The sequence below is a fragment of the Dolichospermum circinale AWQC310F genome (assembly GCF_000426925.1).
GTDB lineage: Bacteria > Cyanobacteriota > Cyanobacteriia > Cyanobacteriales > Nostocaceae > Dolichospermum > Dolichospermum circinale.
In genome coordinates this window covers 12539-27286 of the sequence record NZ_KE384689.1, presented here as the reverse complement: position 1 = coordinate 27286, position 14748 = coordinate 12539, and the positions used below count along the sequence as shown (strand labels likewise).

At 36.5% G+C, this 14748-nt stretch carries 20 protein-coding genes and 2 pseudogenes; 4 read left to right on the top strand and 18 right to left on the bottom strand.

Going from position 1 to position 14748, the window contains the following annotated elements:
• Positions 1–375: 375 nt before the first annotated feature.
• A pseudogene (locus ACIR310F_RS27385) lies at positions 376–618 on the bottom strand (LysR family transcriptional regulator); the annotation flags it as partial.
• A gap of 111 nt (positions 619–729) precedes the next feature.
• Here ACIR310F_RS27385 and ACIR310F_RS0114005 point away from each other — a divergent pair.
• Positions 730–1506, top strand: coding sequence for an iron-containing redox enzyme family protein (locus ACIR310F_RS0114005; protein WP_028084358.1), 777 nt, complete (start codon positions 730–732; stop codon positions 1504–1506).
• A 118-nt stretch (positions 1507–1624) separates the two neighbouring features.
• Here ACIR310F_RS0114005 and ACIR310F_RS0114000 read toward each other — a convergent pair whose 3' ends face one another.
• Positions 1625–3094: a site-specific integrase gene (locus ACIR310F_RS0114000; protein ID WP_028084357.1), complete on the bottom strand. Its 1470-nt coding sequence runs from the start codon at positions 3092–3094 to the stop codon at positions 1625–1627.
• Between the two features lie 117 nt (positions 3095–3211).
• On the opposite strand from ACIR310F_RS0114000, the pseudogene ACIR310F_RS22600 reads away from it, so the two are divergent.
• A pseudogene (locus ACIR310F_RS22600) lies at positions 3212–4312 on the top strand (nickel-dependent hydrogenase large subunit); the annotation flags it as partial.
• A 183-nt stretch (positions 4313–4495) separates the two neighbouring features.
• Positions 4496–4918, top strand: coding sequence for a hypothetical protein (locus ACIR310F_RS0113990; protein WP_028084356.1), 423 nt, complete (start codon positions 4496–4498; stop codon positions 4916–4918).
• A 447-nt stretch (positions 4919–5365) separates the two neighbouring features.
• Here the strand turns inward: ACIR310F_RS0113990 and ACIR310F_RS0113980 are convergent, their stop codons facing one another.
• A complete protein-coding gene (locus ACIR310F_RS0113980; RefSeq protein ID WP_028084354.1) occupies positions 5366–5734 on the bottom strand; it encodes an SET domain-containing protein in 369 nt (122 codons plus the stop codon).
• A gap of 200 nt (positions 5735–5934) precedes the next feature.
• On the opposite strand from ACIR310F_RS0113980, the gene ACIR310F_RS0113975 reads away from it, so the two are divergent.
• A complete protein-coding gene (locus ACIR310F_RS0113975; protein ID WP_028084353.1) occupies positions 5935–6408 on the top strand; it encodes a hydrogenase maturation protease in 474 nt (157 codons plus the stop codon).
• 26 nt (positions 6409–6434) lie between these two features.
• On the opposite strand, the gene ACIR310F_RS0113970 is transcribed toward ACIR310F_RS0113975, so the two are convergent.
• The 15 genes from ACIR310F_RS0113970 to nifN form a co-directional block, all read right to left on the bottom strand.
• Positions 6435–6809 (bottom strand): hypothetical protein, encoded by a 375-nt coding sequence (locus ACIR310F_RS0113970; RefSeq protein WP_028084352.1) that lies wholly within the window; start codon positions 6807–6809, stop codon positions 6435–6437.
• Between the two features lie 338 nt (positions 6810–7147).
• Positions 7148–7357, bottom strand: a complete 210-nt coding sequence (locus ACIR310F_RS0113960; protein WP_035368008.1) for a hypothetical protein — start codon at positions 7355–7357, stop codon at positions 7148–7150.
• Positions 7358–7381: 24 nt separating this feature from the next.
• A complete protein-coding gene (locus ACIR310F_RS0113955) occupies positions 7382–8419 on the bottom strand; it encodes a DNA-methyltransferase (protein WP_028084350.1) in 1038 nt (345 codons plus the stop codon).
• 243 nt (positions 8420–8662) lie between these two features.
• On the bottom strand, positions 8663–9016 hold the full coding sequence (locus ACIR310F_RS0113950; RefSeq protein WP_028084349.1) for a DUF5615 family PIN-like protein: 354 nt from the start codon (positions 9014–9016) through the stop codon (positions 8663–8665).
• A complete protein-coding gene (locus ACIR310F_RS0113945; RefSeq protein ID WP_028084348.1) occupies positions 9017–9265 on the bottom strand; it encodes a DUF433 domain-containing protein in 249 nt (82 codons plus the stop codon).
• Between the two features lie 121 nt (positions 9266–9386).
• Complete coding sequence (locus ACIR310F_RS25670; RefSeq protein WP_155963032.1) at positions 9387–9554, bottom strand: DUF5615 family PIN-like protein; 168 nt, start codon at positions 9552–9554, stop codon at positions 9387–9389.
• Positions 9555–9708: 154 nt separating this feature from the next.
• Positions 9709–9960: a FeoA family protein gene (locus ACIR310F_RS0113930; RefSeq protein WP_028084347.1), complete on the bottom strand. Its 252-nt coding sequence runs from the start codon at positions 9958–9960 to the stop codon at positions 9709–9711.
• A gap of 110 nt (positions 9961–10070) precedes the next feature.
• Positions 10071–10370, bottom strand: coding sequence for a 2Fe-2S iron-sulfur cluster-binding protein (locus ACIR310F_RS0113925; RefSeq protein WP_028084346.1), 300 nt, complete (start codon positions 10368–10370; stop codon positions 10071–10073).
• Between the two features lie 105 nt (positions 10371–10475).
• Positions 10476–10853, bottom strand: coding sequence for an iron-sulfur cluster assembly accessory protein (locus ACIR310F_RS0113920; protein WP_028084345.1), 378 nt, complete (start codon positions 10851–10853; stop codon positions 10476–10478).
• Positions 10854–10914: 61 nt separating this feature from the next.
• Entirely contained in the window at positions 10915–11697 is a 783-nt protein-coding gene (locus tag ACIR310F_RS0113915) for a HesA/MoeB/ThiF family protein (protein ID WP_028084344.1), read from the bottom strand.
• A gap of 10 nt (positions 11698–11707) precedes the next feature.
• Complete coding sequence (nifW, locus tag ACIR310F_RS0113910; protein ID WP_028084343.1) at positions 11708–12025, bottom strand: nitrogenase-stabilizing/protective protein NifW; 318 nt, start codon at positions 12023–12025, stop codon at positions 11708–11710.
• Positions 12022–12222, bottom strand: coding sequence for a CCE_0567 family metalloprotein (locus ACIR310F_RS0113905; RefSeq protein ID WP_028084342.1), 201 nt, complete (start codon positions 12220–12222; stop codon positions 12022–12024). The genes nifW and ACIR310F_RS0113905 overlap by 4 nt, the downstream gene beginning before the upstream one ends.
• A gap of 152 nt (positions 12223–12374) precedes the next feature.
• Positions 12375–12851, bottom strand: coding sequence for a NifX-associated nitrogen fixation protein (locus ACIR310F_RS0113900; RefSeq protein WP_028084341.1), 477 nt, complete (start codon positions 12849–12851; stop codon positions 12375–12377).
• Positions 12848–13267: a nitrogen fixation protein NifX gene (gene nifX / locus ACIR310F_RS0113895; protein WP_035368007.1), complete on the bottom strand. Its 420-nt coding sequence runs from the start codon at positions 13265–13267 to the stop codon at positions 12848–12850. The genes ACIR310F_RS0113900 and nifX overlap by 4 nt, the downstream gene beginning before the upstream one ends.
• 150 nt (positions 13268–13417) lie before the next feature.
• Positions 13418–14746, bottom strand: a complete 1329-nt coding sequence (gene nifN, locus ACIR310F_RS0113890) for a nitrogenase iron-molybdenum cofactor biosynthesis protein NifN (protein ID WP_028084339.1) — start codon at positions 14744–14746, stop codon at positions 13418–13420.
• Positions 14747–14748: the final 2 nt, after the last annotated feature.

Below are 14748 nucleotides of genomic sequence, written 5' to 3'. Positions count from 1 at the left end.
ACACTTCACTGGAACACGCCACAAGTGGTCTTATCGTCCCTCCATGTCCGTTTAAAGTCTCCCAATGCCCTATGGCGACTATAACCAAATTTTAAAATAAAGCCGTCCTAAAAGGACGGGGCTTGTATCCCAGATTTTTGGTCATTTCAAATCACAAATCAATTATAGCATTAAAATCAGCGATAGCGAAGCGCTCCGTAGCGATAGCGTAAGCGCTGCTGCAAGCAGTTCGCATAAATTAAATATTAAACATTGCACCCCCCACAGACACACCAGAAGAGGGAGATTTATTGGTATTCAGGATTAAGAAAAATCCTCAGCACTGCGGACTCATGACCGACGGTGGAGTAATCCACGCTTATCAATCAGTGGGTAAAGTTGTAGAGCATAGTCTAGCCGTGTGAGCAGTGCTTGAGCTTCTTGCAGAAGCGTTTGTCCCGCCCTTGTGAGTTGAATCGGGCGAATTTTGCGATCGAAAAGTTGTACTCCAAGTTCTGCCTCTAATGCCTGGATTTGTTGAGTCAGGGGAGGTTGAGCGAGTCCCAACTGTTCAGCAGCTCGGCTAAAACTCAGATTTTCAGCAACAGCAATAAAGTAACGAAGATGCCGGATTTCCATAATAGCCGTTTATATATATAAAAAGTATAATACTTTATCTTGAATATTATTGACATATACTTTTGTGCTTCCTAAGCTGAAATACAGTAGTGTTGAAGAGAGAAACAAAATATGATGATCAATTCGTCCAGCAGATTGGCAATTGCTTCTACCTCAAGTCGACTCGATCGAGAAACTGAATTACCGCCCATCGCTAAAGCGCAAATGGAGTTGATTAGCACTAAAGCAATCGATTATTGCCATGAAGCACTCGATCGCAGTCGCTTTTTCAATATGCTAAAAGACGGAGTCATTACCCCGTCTATCATGCAATATGCCTTCCTTCAATATCACCATTGGAGGGATCGGCTGCATCAGTGGTTTGGGTTGTGCATTGTCAAAGCAAAAAGCTGCTTAGATCCAGACCAAAAAGCTGTAATTATGGCGTTAGCAGACCACACATTCACCGACTTGCAGGATGGGCATAGTGAAATGTTCGTAGAATTTCTAGAGGATCTTGGAGTTAGTGATGCTGTGATCGCGGCATCTCAACCAAGTCCAGCTAGCTTATACTATGGGCGATCGTTTTTTGATGACTTCGGCTACGATACGGACAATTTCTACGAAGCCGTTGCAGCTCTGAGCGGGCGAGAACTCTGTGTGGCAATACGCAATCGGATCATTCTCAAGTTTTATTTCGATGCCAGAGGAATGAAACCACCAAAATGGCTGGCACTCCATGCAGAACTAGAAGTAGAACATTTCCACGATGCCATTCGTCCAGTGCTAACTCGTTATGCTGAGAATGCAGTAAAGATTGCTGACCTCATGAAAGCGATTGAGTGTGGAATCGATCGCCATATGCAATATTTTGAGGAGATGTTGCACGAGTACGAATCCCAAAACTGATTTCTCCCTTGAGGAAAACTCTGAAGGGGAGTATTGAAGGTAGAAATTGAGGTTGATAAGTATGAAGGCAGAAATCGAGCATGAGCAGCTTATAACCTATTGGTAAAGCTGTTCCCACTTATCTAAAATTCTTATTCCCCAACAATTTCCACTTTTCCACCTCCAATTTCAACCTTTCATTCTCCATCCTTAACGCCAAAATTTCATTCTTCTGCAACTCAATTAACGACCTTTGACTAATTACCTCACCAAAGGCTTTTTTCCTATTTTCAATCCCAAACCATCTTTGATAAGTCTTTGTATGTTCATCAACAGTATGACCTAAATTATCTGCTGCTGCTTTAATCGCTATTCCCTGAAGATGCGCTCGAATTGCACAAGCATGACGTAAATCATAAGGTTGAAACTCAATTCCCACTTTTCTAAACCATCTGGATATATCTCTTCGCATCCAATTAATATTTTGTACAGATGCAATTTTTTCAACTTTTCTTTTTAAAATATTTAATGGTTTGGGATTTTTTAAATCAAATAATTCTATCCATTCAGTCACAAAGGGAATAACTTCTCTATATCCAGTTTTGGTATTTTTATTCACTTTCCAAGTATGGTCTATATTTTGGGCAGACATCCACCAATTAATATCCGGTTCTACAAATAATTCCCTTGGTCTTAACCCATAAGTGGCTAACATTCCATATACCCAACGCCACATTTCCCAAGTATCTATTTCATCAGTAATGTTTGTATTTTTGCGGTTGAGGGCAAATTTTTCAAAGAGGTAAAAACCAGATATAATTTTTTGATTATCGGGTATTTCTCGATAAGCAGGAGTGACATGATCTCGTTTTACATCCAATTGAAATCCTAAATTAAAAGTTTTTATAAAAACGGAAGTTACCGCTATTAATTCATTTTTTTTATTACCCTGAAATGAATTAATAACTTCCTCAAAATTTTCTTTTGTAGCTAAATGGGGGAGAGTTAAGTTTCTTTTAATTACAGATATATAATTAGCAAAAGTATTTTCACTGGTAATAGTTTTCTGACGAGTTTGATAATATTTCTCCTCAAATGTATCTAATAATTCCCCAATGGTTTTAATCTCTTGTTTCTCTCTTGATTTAATTCCTAAATATTTCTCATTCCATTGGAAAGTATGACGAGCAATTAATTTACCTAATTCGTAACTTTCCTCAATGGCTGTTTTTAAACCTTCTAAATTTGCGGGTATTCCTAGAGATAAATCATACTGTTTTTTTTCCTTACCTACACTACTATCCCCTGGTTTTAAAGGTAACGTAGCACGTAATTGTAGAGAATTTCCAGTTTGTTTAATACTAACTTTAATTCTCTCCCTTTTTAAATTACTATTAGCTTCAATTAACTTCTGTTCAAAAACTGCTTGATACTGTAATTCTGTTGCTTTTATTTTCGCCATTGTTCCTCTATAGCTACCGTCTGTAGTGTTCTGCGGATCAAAGTCTGCAAACATATCTGCGAACCAGTCGCTTGAGTCTGTATTTGCATATTCCTGTGTAGATGTGGAATATATACCCTCGCAATTCCCCTGATCTTGTCCACTCATTCCCTAAATATTCCCTTATTTATCAAAGCTAAAATGATGAAAATAAAATGTTATTACCGAGCAAAATTACTTTAAAAATAAGTTACTCAGGAACATTTTTAATATATCACCTGTTGTCATAGCAGTTATATGGTGCCTGGTGGAGTAATGTGCGCCCCAACTTTAACTGATATTACCCGCGCCTGGGCAATTTTGGAATATTTCCGCACTAATTGGTTAGAACCAGTTTGGTTAGGTTGTTCATTAGAAAGATATGAAGAAATTCAATCTTATGAGGACTTTCAAAAGTGGTTAAATGAAGATGTTAAACATCGAGAATCTGACTTGGGTTTATATTGGAGAATGGGGTTAGATATCGGTTTGGATAGATATGGTGCTGGTGTGGGTAAATATGTGACTTGGGGTTATATTCCCCATGAGGATAAATACAATAAACCCACCATTGAAGGACGTAACGCTGCTGTGATTATGAAAAGCGGTGTTTATGATAGTTTTACTGATACTCATAGCTTGATGAATCAAGCATTTGCTCGTGAGAATTTAACCCATTCTTGGTATAATGAAGGTACAGAAGATTGGCATCCAAGCGATCGCACAACCACACCAATTAATAATAACCAAAAAGACTTTAATGGGGCATATTCTTGGTCTAGTGCAGTCCTCCACCAAGACTTAGGACGTTTGGAAGCAGGTCCCCTAGCACGTCAATTAGTTGCAGGTGGAAATCATGGAGAATCTTGGCAACATTATGACCCATTTATTCTGGATACATTTAAGAAAATGGGAGGTGCAAGTGTTCATGTTAGACAATTAGGAAGAGTCCACGAAATAGTTAAACTATATCGTCAAGCTGAACGGTGTTTAAGGGAGTTTAAATTAAACGATCCTTGGTATATTAAACCAGAAGAAAAAGATGGTAAAGGTTGGGGTGCAACGGAAGCTGCTAGAGGTGCATTGTGTCACTGGGTAGAAATCGAAAAAGGCAAAATTAAACAATACCAAGTTATCGCTCCCGGTACTTGGAATATTGGACCCCGTGACGGTGCGGGAGAACTAGGACCGATTGAAAAAGCATTAATAGGAACGCCAATTCAAGACCCTAAAGATCCGGTAGAAGTCGGTCATGTAGCCCGTTCTTTTGATTCGTGTTTGGTGTGTACTGTTCATGCCCATGACGCAAAAACTGGTGAAGAATTGGCACGGTTTAGAACAGCTTAATTTATATGATCCAGATCCCCGACTTCTTCAAGAAGTCAGGGTTCTATATAATTGTTATTTACTGTACAAAAGTTCCTAAATCCGTGAGTTAGTCTGAATTTTAAGGAATAATTGATAATTCCTAATTATCAGATGAAGAATTATCAATTAGGAATTAGAAAATACTAAAATTGGTAACTAATTGTGTCTAATTTAGAACTACATCAATATCTTCCCCAGCTTCCTGATGCTGCACTGCAAGAATTTATAGAATGGTGTATGTTGGAGCAGTCAACAGCCGCAGGATTAGAATTTAAACCTGATCAAAGTAAGTTAAATAATTTAGCCCCAGCGGATTATTCCAAACAACTAGTTGATCAATTTATGAAAGTCAGACCTGACCCAATTAGAGCCGGTTTGGTGGCTGTAATTGCCGGAAAACAAGCTGATAAACACGAATTAACAGGTTTAGCTGCGGTGGTTGATTTTGTTTCTCTTTATGTTAAGTATTTAATTCCTAAAGATGGTACTAATCCAGAAGAAGCTGATGCAATTTTAGCGAAAGCATCACAACATCAATATGAGCGACTTGTGGAAATTTCCCAAAAGCATGGTGTAAGTTTATAGATTTATAGGGTGGGTAATTCCCACCCAGAAAAACAATAAAGTAGGTTGGGTTGCGCTCTGCTTAACCCAACCTACTTTATTAAATATTTTCCTATTTAATATTCCCATAAATACGATCTGCCTCAGAATGAATTCTGAGGCTAATAGCAAAAGTAAGCTAAAGCTGACTAAAGATGAAATTTTGGGAGAGCGTTGTAAAAACATAGTCGGCTTGAGCCGACTTTCGTTATCAGACTGGGAATTCATTCCCAGGCAGTTGCCAAAGATGAAATTTTAGGAGAGCGTCATAAAAATATAGTCGGCTTGAGCCGACTTTCGTTATCAGACTGGGAATTCATTCCCAGGCGGTTGCTGGTAAATTGAGGAAGTGATCAAGACGGATAAAAGTTAAACAATAACCCGCTCATTTCTTCATCTCTCGGCGCCTGGAGCGCCTCTGCGTGAACCTTATTCCTCCACATCAAACCACACAGGAGAAATATCATCAACCTGTCCATTATAATTAATCGTAATTTCCTGACCTTTCCTAATATATTTATAAGCAATAATATCAATGATATTTTTAGCAAAATTCTTAATATAAACAGCATTGGGATGATAAGAATGATTAAAAAGAGAAGCAAAACCTAAACCTATTGCTCCGCTTTCTTCATGCCAACCAAAATAATAATTTAATAACACCGTTTTAGTAATTAACTTAACTTGCTGTTTAGGAATAACAATTACAGCGGCTCTTTCAATTAAATCTCCTTTAGCAAAATCTTGCTGGGCAAATATACCTCTACCTTTAGTCTCTGTTTCACGAAATACTAGCATATAGCAATTCTATCACGGGTAAGAATGATTTTTGACTAACCAGTACAGATAAACGCAGAAAAAATAAAGATAAATTTTTGTCACTGAATTACGGTTACTAAATTCACTATAAAGTCAATGATTAAAGATGTAGTCAGAATTTCCATAAATTTTAATTTTTTGTGCCAAATTGATAATATTCATGTTAGGATAAATATCCCATGCTAACTATCATTGGTTGTGGTAATCTGAATCGCAGTGATGATGCTGTCGGCGTAATTATTGCCCAAGGTTTACAGCAATATCTCGCCCAAAATCCTCACCCCAAAATCCGCGTTTTTGACTGTGGAACTGCGGGAATGGAAGTGATGTTTCAAGCGAGAGGAAGTGAAAAATTAATTATTCTTGATGCTAGTTGCACAGGTTCAGAAGCAGGTGCTATATTTAAAGTCCCAGGGAAGGAATTAGAGGCGCTACCCGAACCTAGTTACAACTTACATAATTTTCGTTGGGATCATGCTCTGGCGGCTGGGAGAAAAATCTTTGGTGATGATTTTCCCCAAGAGGTGACAGTTTATTTAATTGAAGCTGCAAATCTGGATTTGGGGCTGGAATTAAGTCCTGTGGTTCGACGTTCTGCTGATTTAGTTTTTGCTGAACTAATTACAGTTATCCACCAGAATATGATGGTTTGATCAAAAATTTCAAATCCTAAATTACATCAGATCCAATCACGATAAACTGGTAATTCATCTACTCTCATTTCAAAAGGTACAGTTTGATTATCAGGAGGATAAATACGAATTTTAGCACTGCTAACAATGCCAGAAAGAACGTTGGCCATAGGCACAATTTGTTGCAAAATTCGCCAGTTAGTACCTTGGTCGGGACATTCAATTACTAAAGTCAAAATACTAGCGTGGGTTGTGGCATACCAACGACAATTAGACAACAAATTATGAATAATGCGATCGCATCCTTCATAAAAGTATTTACTAATTGAATGTTCCAATTGTTGCCTAAGCATAATATCTGCTGATGTTGGCTGTATAGGATGTTTATCATCACCATGGAATTGAGATTCTTTTTTCGTCATTTCCCGTTATTTTCCTATTTATTTACCAATTGCCATTGCGTACAATACGTCCTTATTGGTTTCTAGAAAGTCTTGGGTTTTATCATCATCAAAAGCACCAATCCCACTAGAATCTATTTTCCAATAATTGCTCAATAAATACACACTCTTTTCAACAAATCCGGCTAATTGTGTCAAAATTGCACAACTAGTAATAAACTCCTAATTCTCAAATCCCAAATCTGTATTGTTTTGGTTAGGAAGCAAATATCAGAATCAGAGAATTTGATTCAAGAAATACAAGCGCAAACTCCTTCGATTTTACAACAAAAGCTGAAAAAACGCAATGATAGAGAGAATTAAATTTCATTTAATCGTTGTAAAATTTTCTCCCAAGCTTGAATATGAAAATCTTTTACCTCCGTTGAATTTCTAGCATCTTTTACTAATTCTTCTGTATATGTTTTGATAAATTCATGATAATCTTCTATAAAACGCAAGTAATATTTTAAAGTATTCACAATACCATTAGCAATAATTTCTAAACCACTTTCTCTTTTAATATTCAAAATCAATTCATTTATAATTATATTTCATATAAATAATTCCTGTTGTTGAGAATCAGGTTGTTCCATGCGGTTATTAGCTAAATTTACATAATCAGGATTAATTTCAATTCCTAAATAGTTTCTATTTAAATTTCTAGCTCCTACACAACTAGTCCCACTACCACAAAAAGGATCAAGAATAAAATCATCTTCTTTAGTTAACAATTTAATAAGTTCCTGAATAATATATAAAGGATAAACTGCTGGATGATGATTATTTTTAGTAATTTCTACCGGACTTTCAATGATGTCTTTTTTCATGGTGTTTCCTAAAATTCTAATAATAGTAAAACCATGGTTTTTGATTTGGTTATTTCTCCCTCCTTCTTGTCCACCATAGGCTAATTTATGTATTCCATGAATTTTCATTCTAAATCCTTCAATTTCTCCATTATGTACTGCTAAAATAGCTTGATTTAATTCTTTAATAGCATGATTTTTTTGTGCTTCGCTTAAATCAGAATTTTTAATTAATTCCAGATATTTTTTACCTAATTTATCAGATGGTTTACTTTTAATACTTTTATTAAAACTATCTAAATGTTGTAAATAATTATCTATATTAAAGTAATAATCTTTTGATTTGGCAAATATGAAAAAAGGTTCTGTAGCTTGTATTAATTTTCTTTTATCTTGACGTGGTGTAGGATTTAGTTTTGACCATGTAATTTGATTAATCAGAAAAATATTTTGATTTTGGCTAGCTTGAATGGCAAATTTATAAGGAATTAGAGATAAACCACCGTTAATATATTTATCTCCCAAATTAAAAACTATTGCTCCTGTTTTTTTCAAAACGCGCACACATTCCCCAAATACCGTTAAGATATTTTGTAAATATTCTGCTTCCGTTATTTCATTCCCTATACCTAAATTACCATTTCCATAATCACGTTGCTGAAAATATGGGGGTGAAGTGATGATTAAATCAAAAGTATCACTTTCTATTTGTTTGAGAATAGATAGATTGTCACCGAGAAGAATTTTATTTCTAAAGTCTAATATTTGTTTTTGTACTTTCATATAATTTAATTATTAATTATATTAATTAAATTGTCATTTTCAAACTATCATACAGCATTTTTGTTTTTAAACTTACAAATTTAATAAAATTTAACGTTTGATTTAGAGTCAGGATGATGTTCACCATTTTCTTGAGTCATTAATCGAATATGACTACCTGTTTGGTGATCAAGCCAGTAGGGTGCGTTGTCCCAAAGTGCAACGCACCATAATCTTAAACATCCGAAATATCCGACTCAGCAATTATTTTAATCTGGCAAATCTAATCTGATTTTCAGTAACTACGACAAAACTATCTACTAACTTTTCCTTATGCTTCTCTAATACCTGTTGTAAAATATAGATTTTATTTGCTGAACGTTCATTTTCTAAACGCAGAAGAATCACACCCCGGTGAGGGTATTTATCCCGATAAACTTTCTCGCCAAAATCTTTGTCACTAGTAATCAAAATCCAATTTTCATCAAAGGCCTTTTGAATAATTGTGTCATCATCTATTCCCCGTGCTTGTTCATAAACTGAGAAAACTTCATAATCTTGTTCACGTAACCAGCGAGCGACAGTCACACCTGTATTTTCATCTACTAAAAATCGCATCTAAGCAATCTCCGCAATTAAAGGCATGAAACTGGTACTTTCTAGAGAGCGAGATGCAAATAATAAACAAGCTCGAATATCTGCTTCTACTAAACCTTCATATTCTTCCAGAATTTCTGTTATTGTAGCACCGTGTGCAAGGAGATTAAGAATATACTCGACTGTTAAGCGTGTGCCTTTAATTGTCGGTTTTCCAGCCATTACTTTTGGATTTGTAGTAATATGGTTGAGTAATTTTTCATCTGTCATAATGTTAGCCGTCCTAAATAATAGAAGAGTAGTTACAGATATCATACTATTTTAGTAGTCTTACCGAAATACAAATCACCCCACATTACATCTTTTTAGATTGAGCTAGTTATAGATTAAATTAATATAATTCTAAACAATCCAGATTGGGATGATCAAGTAATTTTTGAATTACTACCACCCCAGAACGCAGTAGAGATGCAACTACTTGTGTTGGTGCATTTCCACAGCGTAACCATATAACTTTAGGTGGAGAACCATATAAGGTAATAATATCTTGATAGCTCATATTATTTCACCTTTCTAACTTTATAGTATTTTAACATCTTTTGCTTTAGGCTTTAAGTTTAAGTCTATAAATTTAAATTCTGTGTTAAATACTATACAGAATTTTGGTTGTAAAAACCACAATTTAAACCAATAACTAAACTTAATCACCATTTTCACCCATCAATTACCCGCACATAAATAGCCCGAGCTATTTGGCGATTTATAGTCATAGATAAACTACCACATTTAATAATAAAAGTTGGAAATTGCTGTTCTACAGTAATGGTATTACCCGTTGTAATGCCCATTGATATCAGCTTTTTTCTAATTGTCTCATCCTGACTTTGACAAAAAGTAACTATGCCACATTCTCCTGATTTTAGTAACTCTAAAGAACAGCCCATAACAGTAAAAGGGGTAAACATTCAATTATCAAAATAAAAAGTGAAAATTGAAATGATGAAAGATGATAAACATCCTCCATCATTGTGAAAGTGAAAGAATTTAGGATTTCTAAATCCCGACAAATATTGTATTAAGCAAGGTAAGGTTCTTGGTGGGTTTTGATTGTGCAGTTAGAACGGGGATAGGTAACACACAATAAGGCGAATCCTTTGCCCATTTGCTCATCATCTAAAAAGGATTGATCATCTTGATTGATTTCACCTTCAACAATCTTACCTACACAGCTAGAGCAAGCACCGGATTTACAAGAGAAAGGTAATTCCAGACCAGCTTCTTCTGCTGCGTCTACAATTGTCATCTCTTCATCACATTCAATTGTGGTGTCTATATTTTCTTTTTTGTTGATCAATCTTACTTGATATGTCGCCATTTTTCGATTCTCCTCAAAGATTAATGAAGTGAGTTTTTGAGTTAGTTAAGTTTTCCCGGATCAAGTCAAAATTCAAAATAAAGGAGCTAACTTTTGAAGTTTGAACTATTTACCGCAAGGTACACCATTGGGAGTACCATCACTGGTTTTAAAAGACTTGCCACAACCGCAGGTATCAGTTGCATTGGGGTTAGAAAACTTAAAACCGCTATCCATAACTCCCTCTACAAAATCAACTACCACACCTGCTAATAACGGCGCACTTTTAGCATCAACATAAATCAACACATTTCCTTGTTGAGTTACGATATCATCAGGTTGGGGCTTGCTAGTAATTTCGATGCCATACTCGTAGCCACTGCAACCACCATCTTTAACCGAGATACGGACACCCTTTGTGGCGTTATTAGTTTCGTCGGTTGCAGAACCTTTGACAAATGCCCAGAGACGAAATTCTGCCTTTTCTGTTAAAGTAACAGTCATTTTATGTTTTATTCTGTAGCGAATATTCTGATTTGGATGTGGATTTTCAAGAAGTGGTAACTTACACCGTTGCGGCTTGAGATTGGGAATATCTCCAAGGGGCAGTATTACCGCAGACTGGACAATTGCGATCGCGGTGAGAACGACGTTTAGCAAATTCCATTCTGTTTAAATCAATGGTTAGTAATTCTGATAACAGCGGTTGACTAAAACCAGTAATCAGCTTTACCGCTTCCAAAGCCGTCAAACAGGCCAAGGTCCCAGAAACAGCCCCCAGCACGGAAAAACCGCGTCGGTCCCAATCCGGCTTTTCTGGAAACAGACAAGATAAACAAGGGGTGACACCGGGAATAATCGTGGTCAGGTAAGCCTCCATACCGTCCATGGCCGCCTCTACCATGGGCTTGCGCCAGCGGACACAGGCTTCATTTAACAAATTGCGTTCAGTGAAATTATGAGCGCAATCCAAAGCCATATCCGCCGACTGTACCAAAGAGTCCACATTTTCTGCGGTAATGTAATCGTGAACTACATCCACTTGAACATCAGGATTGATGGCTTTGAGGGTTTCTTGGGCTTTAAATACTCTGGGTTTACCCACCCAGTCATGGGTCATCAAAACCTGACGATTCATATCATCCAGCCGCAAATCACCACCTCGGACTAGGATCAGCCGCCCAACGCCTGCTACTGTTAAGTAAAGCGCCGCCGTACCACCTAATCCACCCACACCTGACACTAAAACAGTCGCTGATTTTAGGCGCTTTTGAGCTAATTCGCCAAAATTAGGAAGCATCATTTGGCGACTATAGCGTTCCAATTCGGTAGGCGTTAGGTTAATCACTTTTTAACTCCTAATCTGAAGTAATTTCTGTCAGGGTGACAACATTTTTGGGCTTATCATTAAATACCTTGAACAGCTTTTGTTCATGGGGTGTAGATTCTATAAACACCTGATAAGCTTGTTGTAAAGCAACACAATATTTCTCTAATCTTTCTTGGTCATTTAGTTGAGGATAACTATCATCAATTTGACTCATGAACTGAGAAAACTTTTTCAAAATATGTAAACGATTGACATTTACAAATTTTTGGTCATAGGGTAGATTAAAAAAGATGAAAAACTCTTCTGCATCTACGAGTTTTTTAAATTCATCAATATTGGTACTCATTTAGAATTCTCCATTTTTTTGAGTTGTTGCTTGAGTCCATCTAACTGACAGTAGATTTCGTAAGTTTCCGCAGCAACATCCATCAGTTTTTGATAATCTGTGGGTAGTCCTTCTGCTAAATCATGCAGATCCATTTTCATTTGACCTGCTTTGCTATTTAGCTTTTTAATCTTGGTTGTGATTTCCTCAATTGTCATATTTTTTGTCCTTTGTCATTGGTCAGTTGTCAGTTGTTCTTTGTTAGTTGTCCTTTGTCAGTTGTCAGTTGTAATTTGCTATAGAAGAGAACAAATTTGAAAGTTTCCTCTAACCACTAATCACTAACCACTGACCACTGACCAATGACTAATTAAAGATTTCCTACTTCGGGGAAACGTTTGGCTAAATCAATGCCTTTTTCCACAAACTTTGTGCCTTCTTCGTCTAATTTCTCGAAGGAATCAAAACCAAAACGATGAGCATCACGCAAAGTTTTGACAGCTAATAATAAGCGTCCTGAAAATACTAAAGCCCAACCAAAACCCTCATGTCCTAATTCAATAACCACATTAGAAATGAGTCCAGTTTCCTTCTCAATGCTGGCAGCTACCGCTCGAAAAAAGGCATTTATCCGGGAAATTGTGGCGGGGTCAACTTCACCTTCTACAGAAATTTCCCGTTTCTTTTGTTTAGTAACAATATAGGGTTTGAGAATTAATTCATCAGTCCAATTTCGGTAGAAACCATAACTATCTTGCGCCCGAATTTGTTGAACTAATGCTTTCAAAAAAGGGGGTAAAATTACCTCTAAATTGTTACCAGTTCCATTCACATTATTTGTACTCATACTGTTGCTTCGTTTTCAATTTCTTCAGCAAAACTAGGTTTTTTCTGTTGTAAAGCTTTCCGTAACCAAGGTGGAGGATTACCCTTGAGAGTTTTGACTAATTTATCGAGAATTTCTGCAATTTTTTCCTCTTCAGATTTAGCCTTAACTGGAGTTACACCCTTCTTAATTAAACGAGCGGCTGCACTACCACCAATAGCCACAACATAAACAATTGTGCAATCATTAAGAGCCTGAAGTTTAGGAGTAATTTTATCCTCATTACCATCTTCCTTCAAATCACCTTCAAACTTGAGAGTTTCTACAAATTCATAGCCGTTGTCGGAAATTTCATAAACATCAATTTCCTTAGCCCAACCAAAGTGAGCATTAACATGAATTCGGTCAGTTGTCGTAAAAGCAATTTTCACTTTCATTTGTCCTTTATTGGTTGTCAGTTGTCAGTTGTCAGTTGTCAGTTGTCAGTTGTCAGTTGTCAGTTGTCAGTTGTTAGTTGTTAGTTGTCAGTTGTCAGTTGTTAGTTGTTAGTTGTCAGTTGTTAGTTGTCAGTTGTTAGTTGTTAGTTGTTATTTGTTAATTACTGATGACCATTGGTTCATCATTGATGATTCCTCATGTTCTATAAATAGGTTTCCCATGCCGAAAAGAAGCTCAATAGTACCGCGATAGCCTACTTTGGTAAATAGACCATTTCCTAATCGGTCATAAATGGGAATACCTAAACGATAGAGGGGAATAGAAAGGCGTTTAGAGATGGTATTTACGTGGGAATTACCAATTAATAAATCAGAACCTATTGCCAATTTTTCAAAATCTTCTAAATCGCCAATGGTGACATCTTTAATAGGAAGTTCTTGAAGTAAGGGAGAACGAGTTGTGGTGACAGCATTATGAATTTCTGCCCCCATTGATTGCAAAAATTTAACTATAGTCCATAATAAATCTGGTTCTAAAGCTAAAGATACTCTTTTGGCACTAAAATAAAAGTGAGTATCTAACATTGCATCTTGCAATTGACGACGTTGACGACGATATTTTTCAGGAACGGGATTTCCACTTAATAAAGATAATTTTTGCAGAAATTCATCTACAGGTTCTAATCCTATTAGATCTCTGAATACTTGATAGTTAGTTCCGAAGCGTTCTTCTAAAATTTTCGCCGCCTGGCGCATACTTTCACCTAAGGCTAAGGTAAAAGCTGAACTACCCAAGGAACGTAATTCTTTTAAAGTTGTTCCACTAGCAGTTATAGCAGTATAACCATCTTCTAAATGTCCATCTAATGAAGCTCCTAAATCAGGAACAAATATGGGTTCTAGTCCGAAAGATGTAACTATTTCTCGAATTTCTTGAACATCTCCAGGAGTGAGAGCAGCACCAGCTAAAATTGTGATTTGTTCTGGTTTAATTCCCCCTGCTTTGGGAATTTCTTTAACAATACTTTCTACTGCGACTGCAAAACCGTCTTGTAAAGCACCTTTAAAATCGGGAGTGGGAGCAAAAATAATGGCTAAATGATTAAGTTCGGGGTGACGTTCTCGAATATCTTTTAAAAAACGTTCAATATCATCACCTCTAGTTTCTGTTAGCCCAGTAGTGCATAAACCAATGATTTCTGGTTGTACTTTTTCTACCAAAGTGAGAATAGCTTGTTCCACATTTTCCTCACCACCCAAAATAGTAGTAACTTCCGTCATTGCAGTAGTCGCAAGGGGAATTGCTTCCCGAAAATGTCGAACTAAAACTACTTTTGCGAAGGCTGTACAACCCTGAGAACCATGAAATAAGGGCATAGTTCCCTTTAAACCCAAAAAAGCTAAAGAAGCGCCTAAAGCCTGACTTTGTTTGAGGGGGTTGACAGTCACAGACTTTTCTGGAACAATTGCGATCGCCATAA